Annotated in this window: 20 protein-coding genes; 13 read left to right on the top strand and 7 right to left on the bottom strand. The window is 63.5% G+C overall.

Features of this window, described 5'->3' with window-relative positions; genetic code table 11:
• A partial coding sequence (locus tag FSO04_RS21200; RefSeq protein ID WP_479687408.1) for a DNA translocase FtsK 4TM domain-containing protein occupies positions 1–811 on the bottom strand: 811 nt, incomplete at its 3' end.
• A 122-nt stretch (positions 812–933) separates the two neighbouring features.
• Complete coding sequence (locus tag FSO04_RS21205; protein WP_154562157.1) at positions 934–1,473, bottom strand: META domain-containing protein; 540 nt, start codon at positions 1,471–1,473, stop codon at positions 934–936.
• 171 nt (positions 1,474–1,644) lie between these two features.
• Here FSO04_RS21205 and purT point away from each other — a divergent pair, with 171 nt between their 5' ends.
• From purT to FSO04_RS21235, 6 genes are all read left to right on the top strand, one after another.
• Positions 1,645–2,859 (top strand): formate-dependent phosphoribosylglycinamide formyltransferase, encoded by a 1,215-nt coding sequence (gene purT, locus FSO04_RS21210; protein WP_154562159.1) that lies wholly within the window; start codon positions 1,645–1,647, stop codon positions 2,857–2,859.
• A 131-nt stretch (positions 2,860–2,990) separates the two neighbouring features.
• Positions 2,991–3,203 (top strand): DUF6726 family protein, encoded by a 213-nt coding sequence (locus tag FSO04_RS21215; protein ID WP_154562161.1) that lies wholly within the window; start codon positions 2,991–2,993, stop codon positions 3,201–3,203.
• Between the two features lie 111 nt (positions 3,204–3,314).
• A complete protein-coding gene (locus tag FSO04_RS21220) occupies positions 3,315–3,683 on the top strand; it encodes an MliC family protein (RefSeq protein ID WP_154562163.1) in 369 nt (122 codons plus the stop codon).
• Positions 3,684–3,966: 283 nt separating this feature from the next.
• Positions 3,967–5,619, top strand: coding sequence for an acetolactate synthase large subunit (locus tag FSO04_RS21225; RefSeq protein ID WP_154562165.1), 1,653 nt, complete (start codon positions 3,967–3,969; stop codon positions 5,617–5,619).
• A gap of 84 nt (positions 5,620–5,703) precedes the next feature.
• Complete coding sequence (locus FSO04_RS21230; RefSeq protein ID WP_154562167.1) at positions 5,704–7,140, top strand: aldehyde dehydrogenase family protein; 1,437 nt, start codon at positions 5,704–5,706, stop codon at positions 7,138–7,140.
• Positions 7,141–7,630: 490 nt separating this feature from the next.
• Positions 7,631–9,118 carry a DEAD/DEAH box helicase gene (locus FSO04_RS21235; RefSeq protein ID WP_097393560.1) on the top strand — a complete coding sequence of 496 codons (1,488 nt, stop codon included), beginning with the start codon at positions 7,631–7,633 and terminating at the stop codon, positions 9,116–9,118.
• A 116-nt stretch (positions 9,119–9,234) separates the two neighbouring features.
• Here FSO04_RS21235 and gluQRS read toward each other — a convergent pair whose 3' ends face one another.
• Positions 9,235–10,119: a tRNA glutamyl-Q(34) synthetase GluQRS gene (gluQRS, locus tag FSO04_RS21240; protein WP_154562169.1), complete on the bottom strand. Its 885-nt coding sequence runs from the start codon at positions 10,117–10,119 to the stop codon at positions 9,235–9,237.
• Positions 10,120–10,246: 127 nt separating this feature from the next.
• Positions 10,247–11,110 (bottom strand): sulfurtransferase, encoded by an 864-nt coding sequence (locus FSO04_RS21245; protein ID WP_154562171.1) that lies wholly within the window; start codon positions 11,108–11,110, stop codon positions 10,247–10,249.
• 272 nt (positions 11,111–11,382) lie between these two features.
• Here FSO04_RS21245 and dnaE point away from each other — a divergent pair, with 272 nt between their 5' ends.
• On the top strand, positions 11,383–14,964 hold the full coding sequence (gene dnaE / locus FSO04_RS21250; RefSeq protein WP_154562173.1) for a DNA polymerase III subunit alpha: 3,582 nt from the start codon (positions 11,383–11,385) through the stop codon (positions 14,962–14,964).
• A gap of 59 nt (positions 14,965–15,023) precedes the next feature.
• Here the strand turns inward: dnaE and FSO04_RS21255 are convergent, their stop codons facing one another.
• Positions 15,024–15,785: a glycosyltransferase family 2 protein gene (locus FSO04_RS21255; protein ID WP_154562175.1), complete on the bottom strand. Its 762-nt coding sequence runs from the start codon at positions 15,783–15,785 to the stop codon at positions 15,024–15,026.
• A 240-nt stretch (positions 15,786–16,025) separates the two neighbouring features.
• Here FSO04_RS21255 and msbA point away from each other — a divergent pair, with 240 nt between their 5' ends.
• From msbA to FSO04_RS21280, 5 genes are all read left to right on the top strand, one after another.
• On the top strand, positions 16,026–17,819 hold the full coding sequence (gene msbA / locus FSO04_RS21260; RefSeq protein WP_154562177.1) for a lipid A export permease/ATP-binding protein MsbA: 1,794 nt from the start codon (positions 16,026–16,028) through the stop codon (positions 17,817–17,819).
• 118 nt (positions 17,820–17,937) lie between these two features.
• Positions 17,938–19,014 carry a glycosyltransferase family 4 protein gene (locus tag FSO04_RS21265; protein ID WP_154562179.1) on the top strand — a complete coding sequence of 359 codons (1,077 nt, stop codon included), beginning with the start codon at positions 17,938–17,940 and terminating at the stop codon, positions 19,012–19,014.
• A 349-nt stretch (positions 19,015–19,363) separates the two neighbouring features.
• The gene (locus FSO04_RS21270; RefSeq protein ID WP_154562181.1) at positions 19,364–20,491 is read left to right on the top strand and encodes a glycosyltransferase family 9 protein; all 1,128 of its coding nucleotides are present in this window, start codon (positions 19,364–19,366) and stop codon (positions 20,489–20,491) included.
• Positions 20,491–21,837, top strand: coding sequence for an O-antigen ligase family protein (locus tag FSO04_RS21275; RefSeq protein WP_154562183.1), 1,347 nt, complete (start codon positions 20,491–20,493; stop codon positions 21,835–21,837). The genes FSO04_RS21270 and FSO04_RS21275 overlap by 1 nt, the downstream gene beginning before the upstream one ends.
• Before the next feature lie 5 nt (positions 21,838–21,842).
• The gene (locus tag FSO04_RS21280) at positions 21,843–23,093 is read left to right on the top strand and encodes a glycosyltransferase (RefSeq protein WP_154562185.1); all 1,251 of its coding nucleotides are present in this window, start codon (positions 21,843–21,845) and stop codon (positions 23,091–23,093) included.
• A gap of 14 nt (positions 23,094–23,107) precedes the next feature.
• On the opposite strand, the gene FSO04_RS21285 is transcribed toward FSO04_RS21280, so the two are convergent.
• Both FSO04_RS21285 and FSO04_RS21290 read right to left on the bottom strand, forming a co-directional pair.
• Positions 23,108–23,428, bottom strand: coding sequence for a hypothetical protein (locus FSO04_RS21285; RefSeq protein ID WP_154562187.1), 321 nt, complete (start codon positions 23,426–23,428; stop codon positions 23,108–23,110).
• An 87-nt stretch (positions 23,429–23,515) separates the two neighbouring features.
• Entirely contained in the window at positions 23,516–24,064 is a 549-nt protein-coding gene (locus FSO04_RS21290) for an ester cyclase (protein WP_154562189.1), read from the bottom strand.
• 216 nt (positions 24,065–24,280) lie between these two features.
• On the opposite strand from FSO04_RS21290, the gene FSO04_RS21295 reads away from it, so the two are divergent.
• Positions 24,281–25,204, top strand: a complete 924-nt coding sequence (locus tag FSO04_RS21295) for a recombination-associated protein RdgC (protein ID WP_154562191.1) — start codon at positions 24,281–24,283, stop codon at positions 25,202–25,204.
• Positions 25,205–25,246 lie beyond the last annotated feature (42 nt).

The raw sequence follows: 25,246 nt of genomic DNA on the forward strand, positions 1-25,246 counted from the left end.
AGATGTGTATAAGAGACAGACGCAACCATCCGGCCGGCGCGACTGGTTCGGCCGGCATCCATACGGTCCTGTCCGCGTTCTGCAAGTGTGTCGGCGTCGTCGTCTGCGTCGGCACTTGCCGTGGCGCCTGGCGCGGTGGTGTCGCGGCGGACGTACGCAGCACAGGCTCCGCTTGCGCGTGCTGGCTGCGCGGCTTCACTGCGCCGGCACGCCAGTTCGCTCCAGCGCCACGCGCCGCTGCGTCCCTGGCCGCGGCGGCACCTGCCGCACCGGCAGCCGCAGCCGCGTTGCGGCCGTTCGCCGGCGGCCGCCAGACGGTCGGGCGCGCATAACGTCCATTGCTTTTGGGCGCCATGGTGTTGCTGGACGGCGACATATGCGACGGCAAACCGTCATCGACACTGCGATGGCGGCGCGCTTCCTCGTCGCGTTTCGCGAGGCCGCGGGACAAGCCGAGGCCGAATGCACCGTCGGCCCACACGGCGACGTCGCGCCAGCGGAAGTCGATCAGCCAGGGCAGGCTGATCAGGAGCAGGGCAAGCGCCGCGAGCGGCGTGCCGATGTGTCCGAGCAGATGACCGAAGCCCGCCGCCAGCGCATGGCCGAAGCCATTCACGCCGGCCACGCCGATCAACGACGCCTCCAGCGCGCAGCTTGCCACCAGGACGCAGACGAAGCCGAGCCAAAGGCGGATCGTGCCGGGGCCGCGCAAACCTGCGCCGCCCGGCAGCACCGACTTCACGAGGCGCCAGAAAAGAGGAATGAACCAGACGGCCGACCCGCCGAACCAGCCGAAAACTACCGTGTGCATACTAGACATCAACGTATGACGGACGCGCAAGAACGCAATCCGTCGAGTTTAACCGGCGAAGCCCGATGCTTCGAAGGCAGACGCAAGTATGCCTGCGCCAAATGGAACGAACCGCGTACCGATCACTTGGCGCTGCGGTCGAATGTGAGCGTGTCGCCGTTGTCGAGCACCAGTTGCATCTGCTGCGGCGCGCGCATCTGCACGCCAGTGCGGTCGATGTGGTTCAGCGCGTCGAGATACGAGCCTTCGATCTGGCCGCCCGGCGTCGCGCACGCCATGCGCGTGCCGCCCAGGGTGCCGAAGCTTAGCTTGCCGTCTTTCAGCGCATACGAGCCCATGTAGCGATTGCAGCCGGAAAAGCCGCTGGCGTGGCGCTGGCCTTTGTCGGTGGAGAGCACGAGCGTGATCGGCGCGCCCTGATCCGCGGACGGAATCGCGCGGGCCGTGCCGTCGGCCTGTTTCCAGCCGGTGAGTACCCAACTGGTGTCGTCGAGCAACTGGGTGGCGGCCGGGTTGAACGGATCGGGCGGTGCGGCTTCCGAGTCGGGGTGCTTCGGGATGGCGCACGCGCTGCATAGCGCGGCGACGCTCAACGCGGCGATGGCCGTGCGCGCATACGGGATGAAGCGCGCAACACCTCGCGCGGAGGAGCTTTGGAGCATGGCGTCGGTCCTCTTCAAACTGGCGAAGGCGTAAGGGTAACGCACTCGGCACGCCGCACGCGAGCGCGACGTCGACGTATCGGGTGCGGTGCGGGGTGCGCATCGGGGTGCGCATGTTAACATCGTGTTCCACCTAATCCCACCCTCATCCGACTTTTATCTGGAGACCCCATGCAGATCGGCCAACGGATCGGCACGCCCCTTTCTGAATCCGCCACGCGCGTCATGCTGCTCGGCGCCGGCGAGCTCGGCAAGGAAGTGATCATCGCGCTGCAACGGCTGGGCGTCGAAGTGATCGCCGTCGACCGTTATCCGAACGCGCCGGGTCATCAGGTCGCACATCGCTCGCACGTGATCGACATGACCGACCGCGCCGCCTTGCGCGCGCTCGTCGAACAGGAACGTCCGCACCTGATCGTCCCCGAGATCGAAGCCATCGCGACCGATGCACTCGCCGCCATCGAAACCGACGGCCTCGCCGAAGTGATCCCCACCGCGCGCGCCACGCAACTCACGATGAACCGCGAAGGCATCCGCCGTCTGGCCGCTGAAGAACTCGGCCTGCCGACCTCGCCGTACGCGTTCGCCGATTCGCTCGAGGAACTGCGCGCGGGCATCGCCAAAGTCGGCTATCCGTGCGTCGTGAAGCCGGTGATGTCATCGTCGGGCAAGGGGCAGTCGGTGCTGAAGAGCGACGCGGACGTCGAACCCGCCTGGCAATATGCGATGGCGGGTGGCCGCGTGAATCACGGCCGGGTGATCGTCGAAGGTTTTATCGACTTCGAATACGAAATCACGCAACTCACCGTGCGCGCGATCGATCCGGCGAGCGGCGAAGTCAGCACGTATTTCTGCGACCCGATCGGGCACGTGCAGGTGGCGGGCGACTACGTCGAATCGTGGCAGCCGCAGCCGATGAGCCCGCTCGCGCTGGAACGTTCGCGCGAAGTGGCGCACAAGGTCACAGCGGCATTGGGCGGCAGGGGCCTGTTCGGTGTGGAACTTTTCGTGCGTGGCGATGACGTATGGTTCTCGGAAGTGAGTCCGCGTCCGCACGATACCGGTCTGGTCACGCTGTGCTCGCAACGCTTCTCGGAGTTCGAACTGCATGCGCGCGCGATTCTCGGTTTGCCGGTGGATACGTCGCTGCGGGCGCCGGGCGCGTCGGCGGTGATTTACGGCGGACTGGACGAAACGGCGATCGCTTTCGAAGGTGTCGCGGCGGCGTTGGCCGTGCCGAATGCGGATCTGCGGCTTTTCGGCAAGCCGGAGAGCTTCGTCAAGCGCCGCATGGGCGTGGCGCTGGCCACTGGCGAGACGACCGAAGAAGCACGCTCGCGCGCGAAGCAGGCCGCGGCGGCGGTGCGGCCGGTTTCCACGAAGTAAGGCGCGTCAAAGCGCTGCCTTGCGGCGCTGCAGCGTGTCGATGTGCCGTGAAGTGTGAAGTACCCGCGCGCCGCGCAAACCCGCCGCGCGCGAAACCCGACTCATTGAAGTTTGTTGAAGTAGAGGTACGTATGCCCCTGGAATCCCGCAAGAACATGCGGTCTGGAAGCTTCGGCCGTCTCGGCGCACTGGGTGTGATACTTGCGCTGTGTGCGGGGATGACAGGGTGCGGCCTCGCCGCTGCGCCGTGCCGGGTGGCGTCGGCTGGACTGAAGATCGTGCCGCTGGTCGGGCACGTCGCTGCCGCGCCGACCGACGCTTGCGCCGAGGTGATCGATCCATAAGCAATCCACGACCGGTTCGCGATGGGGTCATGAGCGGTCCGGGCGTGCAACACAGCCGCAACGCAAGGCGCGCCGCCCACGCTTGATGTGCAACAACAATCGAGGCATCGAATGAAGAAATGGCTTGTTGCAGTCACCGCGGCAGCGGGTCTTGCGGCGCTGTACGGCAATGCATGGGCCGCGCCATCGAACCTCGCCGATATTCAGGCGAAGAATCGCCAGACGCATAAATACACCTGCGCGACCGGCAAGATTCTGCAAGTGACCTACTGGAACACGGCGAACGGCCAGAGCTTCGCGCTCGTGCCTGTCAAGGGCCAGCAACTGCTGTTCGTCAACACGATCTCGGCTTCCGGCGCGAAGTATCAGGCCGGCAGCTACACCTGGTGGACCAAGGGTCCGCGCGCCGATCTCTACGACGCGACGGACGGCGAAAACGCCCCGCCGATGCTGTCCGACTGCGTCACCATCAATCGCTGAGCATGATGCGGCGGCTTTCTTCAGACACGCCGCCTGCCTCGCCTTACGTTTGTCTCTGCCTTGTGGCGCTGCCCGCCTGCGCGCATCCTTTCCGTTCGAGTAGTAAGCTGTCCGGCATGGCATCCGCTGTGTCCGCTGCCATTGCTGTCGCCAGTGTCGTCGCTGTCGCCGTTATGTCAGGCCGCGCAAGGCTCGCGCGGTTGTCGTCGTCTTCGATCGTCCGATATTGGACTTCAACGGGCGGGCTCATGGCCCGCGTCCGTTTCATCAAGCGAGACCCTCCATGAAAGCATCGGACCTGTTCGTCAAATCGCTGGAAGCCGAAGGTGTCGAGTACGTGTTCGGCATCCCGGGTGAAGAAAATCTCGATCTCCTCGAATCGCTGCGCCGCTCGAAAATTCGTCTGATTCTCACGCGTCACGAGCAGGCGGCCGGGTTCATGGCCGCCACGTATGGACGCCTCACCGGTCGCACCGGCGTGTGTCTGGCCACCCTCGGACCGGGCGCGACCAACTTCGTGACCGCTGCCGCGTACGCGCAGTTGGGCGGCATGCCGATGCTGATGGTGACCGGGCAAAAACCGATCAAATCGAGCAAGCAGGGGCATTTTCAGATCGTCGACGTGGTGCGGATGATGGAGCCGCTCACCAAGTACACGCGGCAGATCGTGTCGATCGCCAACATTCCGGCCGCGGTGCGCGAAGCGGTCCGTCAGGCGGAGGAAGAACGGCCGGGCGCCACGCACCTCGAATTGCCTGAAGACGTTGCGCACGAAGAGGGCGACGGCCATCCGATTCCGAAGAGCTTCAGCCGCCGCCCCGTTGCCGAGGAAAAGGCCGTGGCGCGCGCGGTCGAGGCGATCACGAAAGCGAAGCATCCCTTGCTGATGATCGGCGCGGGCGGCAACCGCAAGACCACCACCAAGATGTTGCGCGAATTCGTCGACCAGATCGGCATTCCGTTTTTTACGACGCAGATGGGCAAGGGCGTGATCGACGAATCGCATCCCATGTGGCTCGGCAACGCCACCTTGTCCGACGGTGACTTCGTGCACCGCGCAATCGACCACGCGGATTGCATCATCAATGTCGGCCACGACGTGATCGAGAAGCCGCCGTTTTTCATGCGCAGTGGCGACGCCGGCGAGAAGACGGTGATTCACGTCAACTTTCTCGGCGCGGAAGTCGATACGGTGTATTTCCCGCAGATCGAGGTGGTCGGCGATATCGCCAACGCGGTGTGGCAGCTCAAGGAAAGCCTCAAGGAGCGTCAGGAACACTGGGATTTCACGCGTTTCAAGGAGATCAAGCAGCACTTCGAGGAGCATCTGGTCAAAGGCCAGCACGACGACCGTTTCCCGATGTACCCGGTGCGGATCGTCAACGACGTCTACGAGACCACGCCGGTGGACGGCATCGTGTGTCTGGACAATGGCATGTACAAGATCTGGTTCGCGCGCTACTACCGCGCGCATGAACCGAATTCGCTGCTGCTCGATAACGCGTTGGCGTCGATGGGCGCCGGCTTGCCGTCGGCGATCGCGACCAAGATCGTGCACCCCGACCGCAAGGTCATGGCGGTGTGCGGTGACGGCGGCTTCATGATGAATTCGCAGGAGCTGGAAACGGCAGTGCGTCTGAAGCTCGATCTGGTGGTCCTGATTTTGCGCGACGACGCGTTCGGCATGATCCGCTGGAAGCAGGAAAACATGAACTTTCCGGACTACGGCATGACGCTGCGCAACCCGGATTTCGTCGCGTATGCGCAGAGTTACGGCGCGAAGGGGCATCGCATTGAATCGGCCGCGGAATTCGCGCCGCTGCTGCGCGAATGTTTCGCGACGCCCGGTGTGCATGTGATCGATCTGCCGATCGACTACTCGGACAACGAGCGTGTGCTGAATCGCGAGATCAAGCGGCTGAGCGCCCAACTATGAATGGTGCGGCCATGTGCGGCAACGAGACATAGCACTTGCCGGCTGCATGGCTGATGTCAGGCATTGGATCAAGGAGAACGCGTCATGTTGAACAAGACTTACCCGTACTACCTCGCCAACATTGCGGTGGCGGCCAACACGGATCTCGAAGTCACGGATAAATTCAGCGGCGAAGTGGCGACCCGCGTGGCGATGGCGGACGCGGCGGCGATCGACAAAGCGATCGGCTATGCCGTCGAAGCGATGCCGGCAATGCGCGCGTTTCCACCGTTCAAGCGTCAGGCCGTGCTCGAACATTGCGTGAAGCGGTTTCGCGAGCGTTACGACGAATTGGCGCTCGCGCTATGTATCGAAGCGGGCAAGCCGATCAACGACTCGAAGGGCGAGGTCACGCGTCTGATCGACACGTTCAAGGTGGCGGCTGAAGAGTCGGTGCGCATCGACGGCGAGATCATCAATCTGGAGATTTCGCCGCGGGCGAAGGGCTACCACGGCTACGTGAAGCGTGTGCCGATCGGTCCGTGTTCGTTTATCTCGCCGTTCAATTTTCCGCTGAATCTGACCGCGCACAAGGTCGCGCCGGCGATCGCGGCAGGCGTGCCGTTCGTGTTGAAACCGGCGAGCCGCACCCCGGTCGGCGCGCTCATCATGGGCGAGATTCTGGCGGAAACCGACCTGCCGAAAGGCGCATTCTCGATTCTTCCCGCGCATCGCGACGGTGCCGATCTGTTCACCACCGATGAACGTTTCAAGCTGCTGTCCTTTACCGGCTCGCCCGCGGTGGGCTGGGAACTGAAGAAAAAGGCCGGCAAGAAGAAAGTGATTCTGGAACTGGGCGGCAACGCGGCGGCGATCGTCGACGGCGATCAGGGCGGCAAGCTCGACTATGTGGTCGATCGGCTGGCGTTCGGCGCGTTCTATCAGTCGGGGCAGAGTTGCATCGGCGTGCAGCGGATTCTGGTGCACGCGAAGATTTACGATGCCCTGCGCGAGAAGCTGATCGCGAAGACGAAGTCGCTGATCATGGGCGATCCGAAGGACGAGAAGACCTTTGTCGGGCCGATGATCTCCGAATCGGAGTCCAATCGTCTCGCCGGCTGGATGGAAAGCGCGGTGCAGGCGGGCGCGAAGATCGTCGCCGGTGGCAGGGTGGAGGGCGCGATGTTCGAGGCCACGCTGCTCGAAGGCGTGAAGCGCGACACTGACCTCTACCGCAAGGAAGCCTTCGGCCCGGTCGCGATTCTGGAGCGTTTCGATGATTTCGACGCGGCGCTCGCTACTGTCAACGACAGCGACTTCGGCCTGCAAGCCGGCGTGTTCACCGATTCGCTCGCCCATGCGCACCGCGCGTGGGATCTGCTCGACGTGGGCGGCGTGGTGATCAACGACGTGCCGTCGTTCCGGGTCGACAACATGCCGTATGGCGGCGTGAAAGATTCCGGGCTCGGGCGCGAAGGCGTGCGCTACGCGATCGAGGATATGACCGAGATGCGTTTGATGGTGATGCGCGAGACGTGGTGACGGGGCGGTGCGGCGGCGCACGACGATGATGCGGGCGCCTGCCGGGGCTGTGCTTCATCTACAGGGATTCGGGCCCCGTCGTGGTGTGCGGTGGTCCGTGCCCCCTCGTTCGGGCATCCTGTGGCAGGGTCGGGTTGAGCCGGACTGTCATGCATCTGTCGCACGCGCGCACTACGCTGCCAGCGAGGCGGTCCGACCCTCGCAGGCCGCCTTTCGGAGCCGGCACCGACGGTCTGGTGAGCGGCTCGCCGTCCGGCTTTCGTCGACGTAAGCAGAAAGCCGGCAGATGCGCCATGAGTGTTTTTGCTGAAGTGCTACAATACCGGCCTTTCCGGCGGGTGTTTCCGCCGGCCGGAGCCGGCCGCATTTTTCCCGTAATACTGACGGGTCCCGTGCGGAACGCCGTGGCTCCGCCTTCATCCTGATGCCCTCTGCGGTTCCGACCGCTGCCGCGCGCACCGCGCCAAGCGCATTTTTAGCGAAAGCCACCATGTCCGACACAGCCGTCACGCCCAGTACTGCGACTTTTGATCAATTCGGTCTCGCGCCCGACATCCTGAAAGCCGTCAAAGAATCGGGCTACACCATCCCTACGCCGATCCAGGAGCAGGCGATTCCCGTCGTGCTGGCCGGCCGGGACATGATGGGTGCCGCGCAAACCGGCACCGGCAAGACCGCGAGCTTCTCGCTGCCGATCATCCAGCGCTTGCTGCCGCAGGCCAGCACGAGCGCATCGCCCGCCCGCCATCCGGTGCGCGCGCTGATCCTCACGCCGACCCGCGAACTGGCCGACCAGGTGGCGGCGAACGTGCAGTCGTACGCGAAGCACACGGCGCTGCGCAGCGCCGTGGTGTTCGGCGGTGTCGATATGAATCCGCAGTCCGAGCAACTGCGCCGCGGCGTCGAAATTCTGATCGCGACGCCAGGCCGTCTGCTCGATCACGTGCAACAGAAAACCGCCAATCTCGGCCAGGTGCAGATCCTCGTGCTCGACGAAGCCGACCGGATGCTCGACATGGGCTTCCTGCCGGATTTGCAGCGCATCCTGAACCTGCTGCCGAAGGAACGTCAGACGCTGCTGTTTTCGGCTACGTTCTCGGGCGAAATCAAGAAACTGGCCGCCACGTATCTGCGCGACCCGCAGACCATCGAAGTCGCGCGCAGCAATTCGACTGCGACCAATGTGACGCAGATCGTTTATGAAGTGGCCGAGGGCGACAAGACCGGCGCTGTCGTTAAGCTGATTCGCGACCGCGGCCTCAAGCAGGTAATCGTATTCTGTAACAGCAAGATCGGCGCGAGCCGGCTGGCGCGCAGCCTGGAGCGCGACGGTGTGATCGCTACGGCGATTCACGGTGACCGGACCCAGAATGAACGGATGCAGGCTCTGGATGCGTTCAAGCGTGGCGAGATCGAGGCTTTGGTGGCGACCGACGTCGCTGCGCGCGGTTTGGACATTGCCGAGCTGCCCGCCGTGATCAATTTCGATCTGCCGTTCAATGCGGAAGATTATGTGCACCGGATTGGCCGTACCGGGCGTGCTGGGGCTTCCGGCGATGCGTTGTCGCTGTGCAGCCCGAATGAGCGCAAGCAGCTTGCCGACATCGAGAAGCTGATCAAGCGGCCTTTGGAAGTGCAACACCTGACTGTCGATACGCCGGTGCGGCATCACCATGAAGAGCGTCCGCCGCGGCGCGAGCGCGTGGATGGCCGTGCAGAGGGCCGCGACGAGCGGGGCGGTCGCCGGCGTTCGGGGGCTTCGTCCTCGGGTTCGTTCGATCGGCCGCATCATCATCGTGCGCAGCCTGTGGATGATTTCTTCCTCAAGCCTTATGAGCCTTCGGCAGCGTCTGTGAGGAAGGTTGAAGAGGCGGCTGCCTCGTCTGCTGCTGCTCCGCAGAAGTCGACTTCCAAGCAGCCGTTGGCTGCGTTGCTCGGTGGGTTTGGGATGCCGAGGAAGTCGCCGTCGTCTACCTGATGCCCGGCTTTTTGCCTTGGTCTTGTTGTTTTTAGTGTTTCTTTTCTGAGCGCTTCCTTTCTGCGCGGTTCACTGGCGCTGCCTCTGTTCGGGGCGGCCGCTACGCCTCGCTGCCATCACACTCGCACGCCCGTGCGCTGCGCCCATGCTGCCGTCGCGGCTGCATAAAAACCCTCTAGCGTAGTATGCGCAGTCCCGTCTAATCCAAGCCCCAGATGACGAGCGGCTGCGCTCAGCGCTTCAAACGGTTTGTCATTGTCCAGCGCAGTTGCGCCGTTTTGCTTGCTGAGCTTTTCGCCCTCATCGTTCGTGACCACCGGTACGTGCAAATACTCCGGCGTCGGCACGCCCAGGCAACGCTGCAGGTAGATCTGCCGCGCTGTTGAATCCATCAAGTCCGCGCCGCGCACGATATGCGTAATCCCCGCGTCCGCATCGTCGACCACCACCGCCAGTTGGTATGCCCACTGATCGTCAGCGCGTCTCAGGACGAAGTCGCCGACCTCGGTGGCCAGGTTCTGCGTCTGTTTGCCCTGCCAGCGGTCCTCGAATGTGATCACCGCGGCATCGCCGTCGGGTACGCGCAGGCGCCATGCGCGCGCCGGTTTGCCATGCAGGCCGCTGCGGCAGGTGCCAGGGTAGGCGAGCGTGGTGTTGCGCGCGTGCGCATGCAGCAGCGAGTCGGCAATCTCCTTGCGCGTGCAGCCGCATGGATAGACCAGGCCGCCAACTTTCAATTGCTCGAATGCTTCCTGATAGCGCGCAATACGATGGCTTTGCCAGACGGGCGGCTCGTCAGCGTGCATGCCGAAGCGTTCGAGAGTGGACAGAATCTCCTCGGCCGCGCCTGGGACGGTGCGAGGCCCGTCGATGTCTTCGACGCGCACCAGCCACGCGCCGCGATGCGCGCGCGCGTCCAGCCAGCTTGCGAGCGCGCTCACCAGTGAGCCGAAATGCAAGGGCCCGGTAGGCGACGGCGCGAAGCGTCCACGATAGGTCATGGGTTCGATCGGTGTGTTGATGCGCAAATACGATGAACAACTGAGGGACCCATGCCGCTCAGCCAAGAATCCGTATGGGGGCGGCGGGCCGCAACGTGAAGGTGCCCGCCCGCTGCAACCGCCCGCATCAGGCGGCGTGCGCCGCCTTGCTGTCCGGATGGCATTCCGGACACGTCTTGCCCGCCACGTACATTGGCGATTGCTGCGCTTCCGGCGGCACCACCGCGCGGCAGCCGAAGCATTGCACGGTCGCGGTCGGCTCCAGTTGCGGATTCAGCGCGGTGCGGTAGTCGAATACGAAGCAGTCGCCGTGATAGTGCGCGCCGCCGACTTCCTCGAAATACTTCAGGATGCCGCCTTCGAGCTGGTACACGTTCTCGATGCCGACTTCCTTCATGTGGATCGCCGCCTTCTCGCAACGAATCCCGCCTGTGCAGAACGACACCACCGTCTTGCCTTCGAGATCGGCGCGGTTTTGTTCGATGACTTCGGGAAATTCGCTGAATTTCGTAATGCGGTAGTCGAGCGCGTCATCGAACGTGCCGACGTCCACTTCGAACGCATTGCGTGTGTCCAGCATGACGACGGGGCGACCTTCGTCGTCATGGCCGCGGTCGAGCCAGGTTTTCAGCGTGGGGGCGTCGACGAACGGCGCGCGGCCAAGCTCCGGCCGGATCGCCGGCTTTTTCATCGTGATGATCTCGCGCTTGAGCTTGACCAGCATGCGGGTGAACGGCTGTTTGTCCGACAGGCTTTCCTTGAACTGCAGATTGACGAACTTGCCTTCGAACAGCGCGTCGTGACGGATGTAGTCGATGAACGCGTTTGTGGCTTCGCGCGTGCCGGCGACGAACAGGTTGATGCCTTCCGGCGCCAGCAGGATGGTGCCGCGCAAGCCGAGCGCATTACAGCGCTCCGTAACGAACGGGCGCCATGCGGCGGTGTCTTCGATGGTCGCGAAATGATACGCGGCGAGATTGACGATACTCATGTGTGTCCAGCGGTAAGAAGTGGCCGCGCGGAAAACGGGGCGCATTGAAAACGCCCGCATTCAAACTCCATGCGGCGCGGCCACGTCGAAAAGGGCGAAACCCGTATTATCCCTCAAGCCGGCGCTTTGGCCGACTCGGCCGAATGGCCAACCCTTTGCGGCAGCGCAAATCGCCTGCACAACACCGGTGTGCGGCGCGCTCGCGTTTCTGTCCTAAGCCGAACGGCTAACGCGCGGTTTTGCCCTGAAAACTCCGGAAGGGTGGAGTTACAATGTCGCCCATGTCAGATCCCCGCTTCGTTCATCTTCGCGTCCACTCCGAATTCTCGATTGCCGATGGCATCGTGCGTCTTGACGACATCGTCAAGGCCGCTGCCAAAGACGGTCAGGGTGCGCTCGCCCTCACCGACCTCGGCAACGCGTTCGGCCTCGTCCGCTTCTACAAGGAAGCCCGCGGCAAAGGGGTCAAACCCATTGCCGGCTGCGACGTCTGGATTACCAATCCCGACGACCGCGAGAAGCCTTCCCGCTTGCTGCTGCTGGTCAAGAACCGGCGCGGCTATTTGAATCTGTGCGAGTTGCTCAGCAAGGCATCGCTCACCAACCAGTATCGCGGCCGTGCGGAAATCGAAGCCGGCTGGCTCGAATCCGGTCTGGGTGAAGGCCTGCTCGCGTTGTCGGGCGCGCAACAGGGCGACATTGCCCTCGCGCTCGCCGCCGGTAACGAAGAAGCGGCCAAACGCAATGCATTGCATTGGGCGAAGGTGTTTCCTGGCGGCTTCTATATCGAACTGCAACGGTGTGGTCAGCCGGGCGGCGAGCAGTACGTGCAGCAGGCGGTCGCGCTCGCGGCGTCGCTGAAATTGCCGGTGGTGGCCACTCACCCCATGCAGTTCATGACGCCGGACGATTTCACCGCGCACGAAGCGCGCGTGTGTATTTCCGAAGGCGACATCCTGGCGAATCCGCGCCGCTCGAAACGCTTTACGTCCGAGCAGTATTTCCGTACGCAGGAAGAAATGGCGGGGCTGTTCGCGGACCTTCCGTCGGCGCTTGCCAATAGTGTCGAAATCGCCAAGCGCTGCAACCTGACGCTCGAACTCGGCAAGCCCAAGCTGCCGCTCTTTCCGACACCCGACGGCATGTCGCTCGACGACTACCTCGTGCAATTGTCAAAAGAGGGCCTCGAAAAGCGTCTCGAACAGTTGTACCCGGATGCGGCCGAGCGCGAGGCGCAGCGCGGGACGTATTACCAGCGCCTCGAATTCGAGTGCGGCACGATCATCAAGATGGGCTTTCCGGGCTACTTCCTGATCGTTGCGGACTTTATCAACTGGGCCAAGAACAACGGCGTGCCGGTCGGTCCGGGCCGGGGTTCGGGCGCAGGTTCGCTGGTCGCGTATGCGCTCGGCGTGACCGACCTCGATCCGCTGCGCTACAACCTGCTGTTCGAGCGTTTCCTGAATCCGGAACGGGTCTCGATGCCCGACTTCGACATCGACTTCTGCCAGCACGGCCGCGACCGTGTGATTCAGTACGTGAAGGACAAGTACGGCGCGGACGCCGTGTCGCAGATCGCCACCTTCGGCACGATGGCGGCGAAAGCGGCGGTGCGCGACATCGGCCGCGTGCTCGATCTCGGCTATATGTTTACGGACGGCATCGCCAAGCTGATTCCGTTCAAGCCGGGCAAGCACGTCACCATCGCCGACGCGATGAAGGAAGAGCCGCTCCTGCAGGAGCGCTTCGATAACGAAGACGAAGTGCATCAGCTGCTTGAACTCGCGCAGCGCGTGGAAGGCCTCACGCGTAACGTCGGTATGCACGCCGGCGGCGTGCTGATCGCGCCCGGCAAGCTGACCGATTTCTGCCCGCTCTATACGCAGGGCGACGAAAGCGGCGTCGTGAGCCAGTACGACAAGGACGACGTCGAAGCCGTCGGCCTCGTGAAGTTCGACTTTTTGGGCCTCACCACGCTGACCATTCTGGATTGGGCCGAGCGCTATATCCGCCGTCTCGATCCGTCGAAGAAAGACTGGTCGCTCGCGCAGGTGCCGCTCGACGATGCGGCGTCGTTCTCGATCCTAAAGAAAGCGAACACGGTTGCCGTGTTCCAGCTGGAAAGCCGCGGCATGCAAGGCATGCTGAAAGACGCGCAGCCTGACCGCTTCGAGGACATCATCGCGCTGGTGGCGTTGTACCGTCCGGGCCCAATGGACCTGATTCCGAGCTTCTGTGCGCGTAAGCACGGCCGCGAAGTGGTGGAGTATCCGGATCCGCGTGTTGAATCTGTTCTGAAAGAGACCTACGGCATCATGGTCTACCAGGAGCAGGTGATGCAGATGGCGCAGATCATCGGCGGCTACTCGCTGGGCGGCGCCGACTTGCTGCGTCGCGCGATGGGTAAGAAGAAGGCCGAGGAAATGGCCGAGCATCGCGAGCTGTTCCGCCAGGGCGCCGCGAAGAACGGGCTGGCCGGCGAGAAGGCCGACGAAATTTTCGACTTGATGGAGAAGTTCGCGGGCTACGGCTTCAACAAGTCGCACGCGGCGGCGTATGCGCTGCTTGCGTACTACACCGCATGGCTGAAGGCACACCATCCGGCCGAATTCATGGCGGCGAATATGTCGCTCGCCATGGACGACACGGACAAGGTCAAGATCCTGTTCGAGGACTGCCTCACGAACAAGATGGCCGTGCTGCCGCCGGACGTCAATCTGTCGGCGTACCGGTTCGAGCCGGTCGCGGAAGCGGACGGCAAGCGCTCGAAAACGATCCGCTACGGTCTCGGCGCGATCAAGGGCAGCGGCCAGAACGCGATCGAAGAAATCCTGCGTGCACGCGAAGAAGGTCCGTTCATCGACATCTTCGACTTCTGCAACCGGGTCGACCGCCGGATCGTCAATCGCCGGACGGTGGAAGCATTGATCCGCGCCGGTGCGTTCGACACGCTGCATGCGAATCGCGCACAGTTGATCGCCTCCGTCTCGCTGGCCATGGAAGCCGCCGAGCAGGCAAGCGCCAATGCGATGCAGGCGGGCCTGTTCGATATGGGCGACGCGCCCTCGCAAGGTCACGAACTGGTCGACGAGCCGGAATGGCCGGAAAAGAAGAAGCTGCAGGAAGAGAAGGCCGCGCTCGGCTTCTACCTGTCGGGCCATCTGTTCGATGCCTACAAGAATGAAGTGCGCCGTTTCGTGCGCCAGAAGATCGGCGAATTGAAGGAAGGGCGCGACAAGCTGGTCGCGGGTGTGATCGCGTCGCTGCGTACGCAGATGACCCAGCGCGGCAAGATGCTGATCGCGCTGCTCGACGACGGCACCGGTCAATGCGAAGTGACCGTCTTCAACGAGACCTTTGAAGCGCACAAACAGCTATTCAAGGAAGACGAATTACTGGTGGTGCAGGGCCAGGCGCGTAACGACGCGTTCACCGGCGGCATCCGTTTCACGGTCGACACGGTGATGGATCTCGGCCGCGCGCGTTGCCGTTATGCGGAAGCCGTGAAGGTGCAGATGAACGGCAATGCGGACGCGTTGGCGTTGCGGCGTGTGCTCGAAGCGCATAGCGCGGGTAAGGACGAGCCGCAAGCTACGCCGGCGCCGGCGGCGTCATCGCGTGGTGGCAATGGAGGCGGGGGTGGTGGTGGCCGCAACGGCGGCGGTTATGGCGGCGGTGGCCAGCGCCAGGCTGTGCAGATTCCGAACGGCCTCGCGGTGCAGGTGGTCTATCGCAGCGAAAACGCGCAAGGCGAAATGCGTCTGGGCGATGCGTGGCGCGTGAAGCCGACTGACGAACTGCTCGCGGCATTGCGCGGTGAGTTTGCCGGAAGCTCGATCGAAATCGTTTATTGATGTCTGGTTGGCCCGCGCGGTTGCGTGGGTGTGGGCCAACCGTTGGCGAGCCGTGGCCCCTAGCGCCGCGTCTGCTCCCCCATCCGCGCCAGCTTCAGAAACCGGTAGTACACCGTTTCGGCATTGAACACCGCGATCATAAAACCCGCGCGGCCGTCGAGAAATCCACGTCGAAGCACATAGGTCCGCACGAACGCCCACGCGCCGCGCCCGAGCGCCTTGCCAAAACTGCCGCGCTTGCCCGCTGCGTGACGTTGCTGCGCACCCGCCGTCGAATACGCGTCGAGTTTGCGCAATACGCCTTCGAAGTCCTCATAGGAGTAGTGCATCAGCTTGCCGGTCAGTCGCTGCGACGGCGTGTCGAACACCAGGCGCTCGTGCACGAGGTCGTCGGAGAAACGCGCGGCGCCACGTTTGAACAGGCGCGGAATCCAGTCCGGATACCAGCCACTGTGATGAATCCAGTGGCCGCAAAAGCTCGACAACCTGTCCACCGCGTAGACATCGGCGGTAGGTGCGGCCAGCGCCGCACGGATCGCCGCAGCCAGTTCCGGCGTGACGATTTCGTCGGCGTCGAGCGAGAGAATCCAACTGGTGGTCAGCGCCTCCACGGCGCGGTTTTTTTGCGGGCCGAAGCCCGGCCAGTCGGTTTGCTCGAGCACGCGCGCTCCATGTGCCCGGGCGATGTCGGCGGTACCGTCGGTGCTGCCGCCGTCGATCACGACGATCTGATCGGCGAAGGCCACGGCCTGCAGGCATTCGGCCAGTCGCGCCGCCGCGTTTTTGGTGATGATGGCGACGCCGAGGGTGGTTTCTTGCATACCTGAATTGCGTGGAGGGCGCAGGGTGACGGAATGAGTCGCGCAAGTATACACAGCGCGCGGTGGCCGTGGCCGGACACGTCCGCCGGCCGCTATCGGCCTGTGAATCCGGCCGAATCTGGCCAATTCATCACTACCGGCCGGGCAATCCGCAACCGTTTACAATGCCGTATTTAATTTTACGTGCTGCGGGCATTCCGCCCGCAGCACGGATGCTGTCCCGCATTCCCAGAGGATTCCTTGAGCGCGAAGCCTACGTTAAGCAAACCCATCGGTTCAGGTGAGGCATCGTCGCCTGCCGTCGTCTTCCGGCGCTTGTGGCCATATATCAAGCCGCTGTTGTGGGTGGTGATCGGCGCGATTGTCGCAATGGCGGCGAGCGCCGGCACCGACGCGGCGATTCCCGCCTTGCTCAAACCGCTGCTGGACAAAGGTTTCGGCGCGCATGCCAACGACAACGCCAAGTGGTTCGTACCGGCCGCCGTGATCGGCCTCGCGCTGATTCGCGGCGTGTCGCAATACGCTTCGGGTTATCTGCTCGCCTACGTATCGAACAAGATCCTGCTCGATCTGCGCCTGAAGATGTTCGACCGCATGATCCACACGAGCGTGGCGTTCTTCCAGCGCGAAACCGCGAGCACCGTGATCAACGCGATCGTCTTCGAGGTGAACCAGATTCTCAACGTGCTGTTGAGCGTGTTGGTCACACTGGTGCGCGATTCGCTGACAGTCCTCTTCCTGCTCGGCTACCTGTTTTATCTGAACTGGCGCCTGACGCTGATCGTCGCGGTGCTGCTGCCCGGGATCGGCTGGCTGGTGGGCAAGATCAACCGCCGCTTGCGGCGCCTGAACCGCGAGCATCAACTGCTGACCAACGAACTGTCGTACATCGTCGAAGAGACGGTGGGCGGCTACAAGGTCGTCAAGGTGCACAACGGCGAGCAGTACGAGACGGACCGCTTCACGGCGATGAGCAAGCGTCTGCGCGGCTACGCCATGCGCATGACCGTGTCCGGCGGCCTCGCGCAACCGTTGACGCAGTTCCTCGCGTCGATTGCGCTCGCCGTGGTGATTACGATTGCTGTGGTGCAGTCGTCGTCGGATCAAACCACAGTCGGCGGCTTTGTGGCGTTCGTCACTTCGATGCTGCTGATCATCTCGCCGCTGAAGCACCTGATGGACGTGAACCAGCCGCTGCAGCGCGGCATGACGGCGTGCGAGCTGATTTTCGGTCTGATCGACGAACCCTCCGAACCGGAAGGCGGCGGCAAGCCGCTCGAGCGGGCCCGTGGCGAAGTGGAATTCCGCGACGTGTCGTTCACCTACGGCAGCAACGCCACGCATGGCCGCCACACGCTCGATCAGGTGTCGTTCAAGGTGGCGCCGGGCGAAATGGTGGCGCTCGCGGGGCCGTCGGGCAGCGGCAAGACCACGCTGGTGAATCTGCTGCCGCGCTTTTTCGATCCGACCGGTGGCGAGATTCTGGTCGACGGCGTCGCGTTGCCAGAATACGGGCTGCACGCGCTGCGCAGCCAGATCGCGATGGTGAGCCAGGACGTGGTGCTGTTCAACGATACGGTGGCGAACAATGTCGCTTATGGCCAGCCGGCCGATCCGGACAAGGTCAGGGCGGCGCTGCGTGCGGCGAACCTGTGGGACACCGTCGAGGCGATGCCCAATGGCATCGATACGCTGGTCGGCGACAACGGCATGATGCTCTCGGGCGGTCAACGCCAGCGTCTGGCGATTGCGCGCGCGATCTACAAGGACGCGCCGATCCTGATTCTCGACGAAGCCACCTCGGCGCTGGATTCGGAATCCGAGCGCCACGTGCAGGCGGCGCTGGAAACCTTGATGAAGGGCCGAACCACGCTGGTCATCGCGCACCGCCTGTCGACCATTGAGCGCGCCAACCGGATTCTGGTGATGGAAACGGGGCGGATCGTCGAGAGCGGCAGTCATCGCGAACTGCTCGCGCAAAATGGTCTGTACGCGCATTTGCATCGCATCCAGTTCCAGCAGGACGCAGCGTAAAGCGCACGACACGACACGTCATCGGCCATGCGGATCTCCATTCATGCGGTCCGCTAGCCCGGACCGCGCATGACTTACCCCCGTAACAATTGACGAGGCGCTGGCGCGCGCTGTCTGAATGAAGAAACTTGGACTCTCCAGTAACGCCTTACAGCACAGCGGCGGTTTCGAGCGCTACGCAATGGATCTCGTGCGCGGCCTTGCCGCGCTCGGCGTCGAACCGGCCTTTTTCGCGCGTCGTTTCGACACGTCGCTGCCGGAATGCAAGTTGGTCGAGCCCCACCGCATCAACGTCTCGTTCCTGCCGGGTAAGCTGCGCGACCACTGGTTTTCGTGGCGGCTGCGCGCCGCGCGCCGCGCGGCGCACGTCGACGTGCTGATCGGCTGTAACCGTGTCGACTCGTCTGACGTAGCGATCTGCGGCGGTACGCATCTCGGTTTCTTGCGGGCGACGGGACGCGCGCAGAAGCGTTCGGACCGCTGGCAAATTGCGCTCGAGCGCCGCCAATACGAGCGCTCGAAGGTCGTGGTGGCGCATTCGAAACTGATGCACGACGAGTTGCGCGAACTGTACGGTGTCGACGAGGCGAAGATCCGCGTGTTGTTTCCACCCGTGGACGGCACGCGCTTCGCGCCGACCGATGCCGCGACGCGCGCCGCCTTGCGTCAGAAATACGGTTTCGCCGATGACGAGATCGTCCTGCTGTTTCCGTCGAGCAGCCACGAGCGCAAGGGTTTGCCGCTCATCGAAGCCGCGCTGCGCGACACGGCGCTGCCCGTGGTGGTGGCCGTGGCCGGGCGGCCTCCCGCGCGCGCGTCCGAACGGCTACGCTATATCGGCTACGTGAAAGAGCTCGCGGAGTGTTATCAAGCCGCGGACTTCACGATCCTCGCATCGACCTATGAGCCGTTCGGCTTAGTGGGCATCGAATCGGTGATGTGCGGCACGCCGGTTATTTTCCCGTCGAGTATCGGTTGCTGCGATGCGATCGCCCCGCATGCGAAATTCGTTTTCGCACCGGCCGACCTCGCCGACCTGCGCGTGACACTCGAGCGAGCGGTGCGGGAGTATCGCGACGGCACGCGTCGCGCGCCGCCGGAACTCGCCCGCGACGCGGTGCTTTACGACCCGGGCGTTGCCGCTCACGCTGGCGCGCTGTTGACGCTGGCGAGGCAGATCGACGCCGCGTGTTAAGGGCCGCCGCGGCGTTGCCGCAGAAGAGGCGGGCGGGCCTCCTGGCGCGGCTTCGCATCGTTCCGCGGCAGGGGCACATGTTATAATTTTCAGATATCGAGGCTCGAACTCAAACTCAATTCGAGCCGAACACCCCTATATTTCATCGAGCTTTCCATGCCGGCCTGGACAGGCGGCGGGCTAGAGGCGCCGTCCCGAACCGCGCCAGCCCGCTGTGACGGGGCCGTAGCCGCCGCACTGGAGGCCTTCTTGAAGAATACCGTTGGAGATTGTGTATGGCGAACGCGACCTCGCGCCGGGTATCGGCGTACAGCAAGATCGCGGCGGGAACCAACGCGCCGATGAGCCCATGAGTCGGCTTGCCGGGCGTCTTCGTATCTTTGCGCGGGCCATCCCGCGACTCCTGATCAAGCCTTTGCGCCGCGAGCCGCGGCACGTGCGCCGTATCCTGATTGCGCACCATCTATTGCTAGGCGACACGCTGCTGCTCACTCCGCTGCTCGCCAAGCTGCGGGCGCAATATCCGCAAGCGCAGATCGTTCTCAACTGTCCGAAGGCGATCTTGCCGCTGTATGCGGGGCGGCCTTTCGGCGTCACAGCCTTGCCGTTCGATCCGCGTGATTCGAAGTCGGTGCGGGACGTTTTGCTTTCCGGACCTTACGACCTCGGCATAGTGCTCGGCGACAATCGTCATAGCTGGCTCGCGTTGGGCGCGGGTTGCCGCTGGATCATCGGACACGCGGGCGATGATCCAGCCTGGAAGAACTGGCCGCTCAACCGGAGCGTGCCGTATCCCGCCGCGCCGGCGGCCTGGGCCGACCTCGCCACAGAACTGATCGACGGGCCGCCACCGCGCGCCTACCGGCCTACCGACTGGAGCGCGCCGCAACACGTAGCGCTACCCGAGCCGGCGCAACTGGCGAAGCCTTACGTCGTGCTCCATCCGGGCGCGAGCAGCAGCGTCAAACGCTGGCCCAACGCGCGCTGGCGTGAGCTTGCGCAACGCGTGGAAGCTCTCGGCTATCTGCCGGTATGGACCGGCGGGCCCGGCGAAGCGGAACTGATTCGCGCGATCGACCCGGACCCAAGCCATCCGAACCTGGCGGCGCGGCTCGGTCTCGGCGAGTTGTGGCATCTGTTTGCCGGTGCGCAAGCCGTGGTTTGTCCCGATACCGGCGTGGCGCATCTGGGGCGTCTGATTGGGGTGCCGACGCTCGCGCTGTTTGGGCCGGGCAACGCGTTGATTCACGGTGCGGGCCGCTTTTGGTGCGAGGTGCCGTTCGTGCCGATTACGATCGCCGATATGCCGTGCCGCGATCAGCCTTTTATTTTTCGCCGCGAGGTAGCATGGGTGCGGCGCTGTGATCGCAACGAGACGACCTGCGTCGCGTGGCGCGGCGACCATGCCGACTGTATGGGCCGGCTGTCGGTCGAGTCGGTATACAACGCTTTGCAAACTGTTCTGGTGAAAGTGTAATGACTCACGCTGCTGCGCGAGTGGAGCGCGTGTTCTGGGTTGCGTGTCCAGTCATTCTGTTTGTGGTGATGTTCGGCCACATGACGGCGATCGTCTTCAATGCGCTCGCTCTGATGGCGCTCGGCGTCCTGGCGGCGGCCTGCTCGCCGAACCGGCCGTCGGTGTTGCACTGGCCGCTGGTGCTGCCCATTGCGGGTTGGGCCGGCTGGAGTCTGGCGTCGGTCGCGTGGTCCATGTATCCAATGGTCAGTCTGCACGCGTGGTGCGACGAGGTGCTTTATCCGCTGGTGTCGTTCTGGGGCTTCTGGCTGTTCGGCACGCAACTGAGGCGGCCGGCGCCCGTGGTGCTCGTCAACTGGGTCGCCTGCGTGGCGCTCGGCGCCATCAGCGCGTTCAACTGGGGGCATCTGCAACCGCCCACCGCCAACACCTTCCCGCTGCATTTCTACAATCGTGTCGGTCACACGAGCACACTCGCGGTATTTGCCATGCCGCTCTTCGCGGGCTTCATGATGCGGCTGCGTTGGCGTGTGATCGGCGCAAGCGGTATTGTGCTGTGCCTTTTCATCGGACTGGCAACGCTCAACCGGTTCTTCTGGCCGGCCGCCGCCGTCACGCTTCTGATCGCGCTGTTCCCGCTATACCGGCGCCGTCTGCTGCTGTCGGTGCTGGTCATTGCCGTGGTGGGCGCGGTCAGCGTCGGCACGCTCGAGTTCAGCGCCCGTCTGCGGACGGCCGGCGCCGTGCCCGCTGTCACGCAGGCGCGCGATGTCGTGATCGACGGTCATCAGGTCTACGTGCCGGGCTCGCTGTCCGCAATCGGCGACACGGTATCGGCCGACACGCGCCCGAAGCTGTGGGCGTTTTATATCGGTGAAGCCGAGCGTCATGCGTGGGTCGGGGTTGGCTTCGGCAAGCCGCTGCCAGGTATCGTCTATCGCAGCGAGGTGCCAGCCAGTTTGCTGACGGTCGAACCGCAAGCGCTGACGCACGCGCACAACCTGTTCATCAACACGTGGTTGCAGACGGGAGTCATTGGAGTCGTGCTCCAGAGCACGCTGTTGCTGTGCCTCATCGCGCGTTTCTGGCGGCTGCGGCGGGTTGAACCCTGGTTGTGTGCTGCGGGCGTGGCGCTCGTGGCCGGCATGATCGCGAAAAATACCACCGATGATTTCATGTGGCAGACCACTATGCTCGCGTTCTGGGCTTTTGCGGGGCTGCTGCTGGGTTGCGCGGAGCAAGTCGACGCTTCGGGTGGGATGGCGCCCGAAACCGCACGGAGGAAATCCACGGTGATAGGCAGCGAACAGCGGCGCGAAGCGCCGACGGCAGAGTTGGGCGAATAACCAGGATGACGAACGCGAACCCTCACGCTACTGAAGCTGACCGCCCGCCGCTGCGCATCCTGTTTCATATCAACGATTTCGGAAAAGGCGGCACCGAGACCGCGCTGCTGTCCTGGCTGAAGACGCTCGACCGGCGGCTGTTCGCGCCGAGCCTGTCGGTGGCCTATCCGACCGACGACCTGTCGTTCTGGCGCGCGCAGTCGATACCCGCCGATGTGCCTGTGCACGTCCTTGCCTCGTCGAAATGGATGTACGCGCTTCATCAGGCGGCTCGTCGGCGCAGACTCGGTGTCGGCGTGAAGTTATTGCACAAGCTGTTGACCTACGGCGCCATCCGGCCGCTGGCGGCGTTTCGTATGCGGCGTCTCGCAAAGCAGCACGATCTGATCTGCGATTTCGATTTTTCGCTGCGCCATCTGGCGGGCAGTTGCGACGTGCCCTGGTTCGGCGTGAGCCATTTCAGCCTCGCGGCGCGGCTCGGCAGCAAGAGCGAGCGCTACGTCGCCCGTCGCGTGAGGCATTATTCGCGTTACTCGGCGATCGCCGTGCTGACCCCCGCCATGCTGAACGAGGCGCAAGAACTCTTTTCGGCAACCGGCCTCTACATTGTCGAATTGCCGAATGTGATCGACGTCGACGCACTGCGGCGCGCGGCGCGCGCGGAGATCGAACGTCCGGCGGAGTCGTTCATCGTTTCGGTGGCGCGTCTGGACGAAGGTCAGAAGGACCACAAGACGCTGTTGCGAGCCTACGCTCAGGTACGCAAGGGCGGCCGCTGCGAAGCGGTGCTCGTCCTGATCGGTGAGGGGCGGGACCGGCGCGAGCTCGAGCAACTCGCCGACGAATTGGGCATCGGCGCTTCGGTGCATTTTCTGGGTTTCTGTGCCAATCCGCCGCCCTATATCCGTCAGGCGAAATTGCTCGTATTGAGTAGCCGCTACGAGGGTTTCGGCATGGTGCTCGGCGAGGCCATGGCGCTCGGCACACCGGTGCTTTCGGCGGATTGCCCAACCGGTCCGCGGGATTTGCTGGAGGGCGGCAAGGCCGGCCTGCTAGTGCCGCCGGGCGACGTGGACGCGATGGCGCACGCAATCGAGCGGCTACTCAAGGACACCGAGCTACGCCAGAGTCTCGTGCAGGCGGCACTGCGAAAAGTCGAGACGTTCACGCCCGCAAGCGCCAACCAGCGGATGCTGGACCTCGCGCTACGTCTTTTGACGAAGCAGGACGCGCTGAGCGTGCAAACGCCTCGCTGAACCGCAAGCGAGGTTCACACCCCGCCCGTCACCAGCGGCAGCACCGTCAAATCGGGGTGCGTGCCGTCGACGATACTGCGACCCACATGCACACCCTCGTAGAGCGCGTCTTCCATGCCGGCGAAGCTCTCTTCGCCATCCGGATGGAACGGCACTGCATGCCCTGGGATGGCCGGATCGGCGCCCGGATGGCACACGTAACCGACATACGTGTAGCGGTTATCAGGCGCGGCCGACGGCTTCGTTTCGTCGGGCGGATTTTTCGGGAAGGGCGCCACGTGAATTTCGAAACCCTCGTACTCCACCATCTGCCAAGGTGCGGTTTCATCGGCCATGGCCGCCTCCGTCTTTGTCGTGCGCTTCTCAAAAAGTCTAGCTGATTTGAACGTAAAGCGCGCCTCAAGACTGATGCGGCTAAACCACTATGGTTTGATCGCCCCGAGCTGTTTGAGCAGGGTCAGATTGTCTTCGAGGTGCCAGTTTTCGACGATGCGGCCGCCCTCCACGCGATAAAGATCGAAAGCCTGGAAGTCGACGGTCTGGCCGTTGCCTTTGAGGTTCTGGAACTGCCCGGTGAAGTGCCCATAGAAATGCAGATGAACCGAGGCGCGGTCGCCCGCCACCACGAGGTCGTCGATTTCGGCGTGCAGGTCAGGCACCGCCGCGCGAAATCCCTTCGATGCCTGCAACGGGCCGCTCGGACCTTGCTGCCTGCCGTCCGGCAAGGTGCGGTCGACGAACGCCGGTGACAGTGCGAGTTTCGCGTAGGCCTCGTCGCCAGTATTCCAGAACGCGGCGTAGCGACGCGCGGTCCGCACGATCGCGGCGCTCTTCGCCGAAGCGGAGTCGACGGCAATGTGATGGGGCACTGGCAAGGTGTCAGCGCTCGCTGCGTGTGCGCTCACGGCGCCGGCGAGGCCCGCTGCGAGCAGCGCGTGACTGGCAAATCTGTAAATGAAGGTTGGGGACATGACACGCTCCGGAGAAGTTGATTTGATGAAACGCATTCTCTGGCTAACGGCTGTGTTTGATAATCGGTCTGTTGCTTAAAGGATTTTCGAGTTTTATTTGAAAATCATCGTTGCGGTGGCGTCGCGTCGGCACCGAGCGTGCGGGCACGCGCCCGACCACGTCATCTTCTCCGAGTCATATAGAATGACGCGCTTTGCCCATACAAGACCCCGCCAATGTGGTTCAAAAACCTTCAGTTGCACCGTCTTCCCGCTCCGTGGTCCGTCACCCCTGAACAAATGGAGAAATGGCTCGCGCCGCACGCGTTCGCGCCCGGCAACAGCGTCGAGATGCAAAGCCACGGCTGGGCGTCGCCGCGCGACAACGACTCGCTGGTGTATTCGCTCAATGGCCAGATGCTGCTGGTGTTTCGCGCCGAAAAGAAACTGCTGCCGGCTTCGGTCGTCACGCAAGTGACCAAGGCGCGTGCGCTCGAACTCGAAGAGCAGCAGGGCTTCAAACCTGGCCGCAAGCAGATGCGCGAACTCAAGGAGCAGGTGACCGACGAACTGCTACCGCGCGCCTTCAGCATTCGTCGCGATACGCGCGTGTGGATCGATACCAGGAACGGCTGGCTCGTGATCGACGCGGGCTCGCAAGCGGTCGCCGACGAAGTGCGCGGCCTGCTGGTGAAGTCGATCGATCAACTGCCGCTCGGCACCGTGCGCGTCACGCAATCGCCGGTTGCGGCGATGACCGGATGGCTGCTTTCCGGCGAGGGTCCCGCGGGCTTCACGCTCGACCAGGACACCGAATTGCGCTCGCCGACGGAAGGCAACGCGACGGTGCGCTACGTCGGACATACTTTGGATGCCGAAGATATGCGCCGTCATATCGAAGCCGGCAAGCAATGCATGCGTCTCGCGATGACGTGGAACGATCGCGTGTCGTTCGTGCTGACGCCTTCGTTGATAATCAAGCGCATCGCGCCGCTCGATGTCCTCAAGGAAGCAAGCGACCCCACCGCGCAGAACGACGACGAGCGCTTCGATTCCGACGTCACGCTGATGACCGCCGAACTCGATCGCATGCTGTGCGATCTGCTCGACGCATTGGGTGGAGAGCAGGGCATGGAAATGCCGCAAGCCGCGGCTGCCTGAGTGACATTCGCCGGAACTGCGTTTGTCCGTTGCAGGCCGGCG

The organism is Paraburkholderia madseniana (assembly GCF_009690905.1).
Lineage (GTDB): Bacteria > Pseudomonadota > Gammaproteobacteria > Burkholderiales > Burkholderiaceae > Paraburkholderia > Paraburkholderia madseniana.

Excerpts from the sequence above, each read along its gene's own strand:
- FSO04_RS21205 (WP_154562157.1), bottom strand. The coding sequence starts at position 1,473 with ATGCTCCAAAGCTCCTCCGCGCGAGGTGTTGCGCGCTTCATCCCGTAT.
- purT (WP_154562159.1), top strand. The coding sequence starts at position 1,645 with ATGCAGATCGGCCAACGGATCGGCACGCCCCTTTCTGAATCCGCCACG.
- FSO04_RS21215 (WP_154562161.1), top strand. The coding sequence starts at position 2,991 with ATGCCCCTGGAATCCCGCAAGAACATGCGGTCTGGAAGCTTCGGCCGT.
- FSO04_RS21220 (WP_154562163.1), top strand. The coding sequence starts at position 3,315 with ATGAAGAAATGGCTTGTTGCAGTCACCGCGGCAGCGGGTCTTGCGGCG.
- FSO04_RS21225 (WP_154562165.1), top strand. The coding sequence starts at position 3,967 with ATGAAAGCATCGGACCTGTTCGTCAAATCGCTGGAAGCCGAAGGTGTC.
- FSO04_RS21230 (WP_154562167.1), top strand. The coding sequence starts at position 5,704 with ATGTTGAACAAGACTTACCCGTACTACCTCGCCAACATTGCGGTGGCG.
- FSO04_RS21235 (WP_097393560.1), top strand. The coding sequence starts at position 7,631 with ATGTCCGACACAGCCGTCACGCCCAGTACTGCGACTTTTGATCAATTC.
- gluQRS (WP_154562169.1), bottom strand. The coding sequence starts at position 10,119 with ATGACCTATCGTGGACGCTTCGCGCCGTCGCCTACCGGGCCCTTGCAT.
- FSO04_RS21245 (WP_154562171.1), bottom strand. The coding sequence starts at position 11,110 with ATGAGTATCGTCAATCTCGCCGCGTATCATTTCGCGACCATCGAAGAC.
- dnaE (WP_154562173.1), top strand. The coding sequence starts at position 11,383 with ATGTCGCCCATGTCAGATCCCCGCTTCGTTCATCTTCGCGTCCACTCC.
- FSO04_RS21255 (WP_154562175.1), bottom strand. The coding sequence starts at position 15,785 with ATGCAAGAAACCACCCTCGGCGTCGCCATCATCACCAAAAACGCGGCG.
- FSO04_RS21265 (WP_154562179.1), top strand. The coding sequence starts at position 17,938 with ATGAAGAAACTTGGACTCTCCAGTAACGCCTTACAGCACAGCGGCGGT.
- FSO04_RS21270 (WP_154562181.1), top strand. The coding sequence starts at position 19,364 with ATGAGTCGGCTTGCCGGGCGTCTTCGTATCTTTGCGCGGGCCATCCCG.
- FSO04_RS21275 (WP_154562183.1), top strand. The coding sequence starts at position 20,491 with ATGACTCACGCTGCTGCGCGAGTGGAGCGCGTGTTCTGGGTTGCGTGT.
- FSO04_RS21280 (WP_154562185.1), top strand. The coding sequence starts at position 21,843 with ATGACGAACGCGAACCCTCACGCTACTGAAGCTGACCGCCCGCCGCTG.
- FSO04_RS21285 (WP_154562187.1), bottom strand. The coding sequence starts at position 23,428 with ATGGCCGATGAAACCGCACCTTGGCAGATGGTGGAGTACGAGGGTTTC.
- FSO04_RS21290 (WP_154562189.1), bottom strand. The coding sequence starts at position 24,064 with ATGTCCCCAACCTTCATTTACAGATTTGCCAGTCACGCGCTGCTCGCA.
- FSO04_RS21295 (WP_154562191.1), top strand. The coding sequence starts at position 24,281 with ATGTGGTTCAAAAACCTTCAGTTGCACCGTCTTCCCGCTCCGTGGTCC.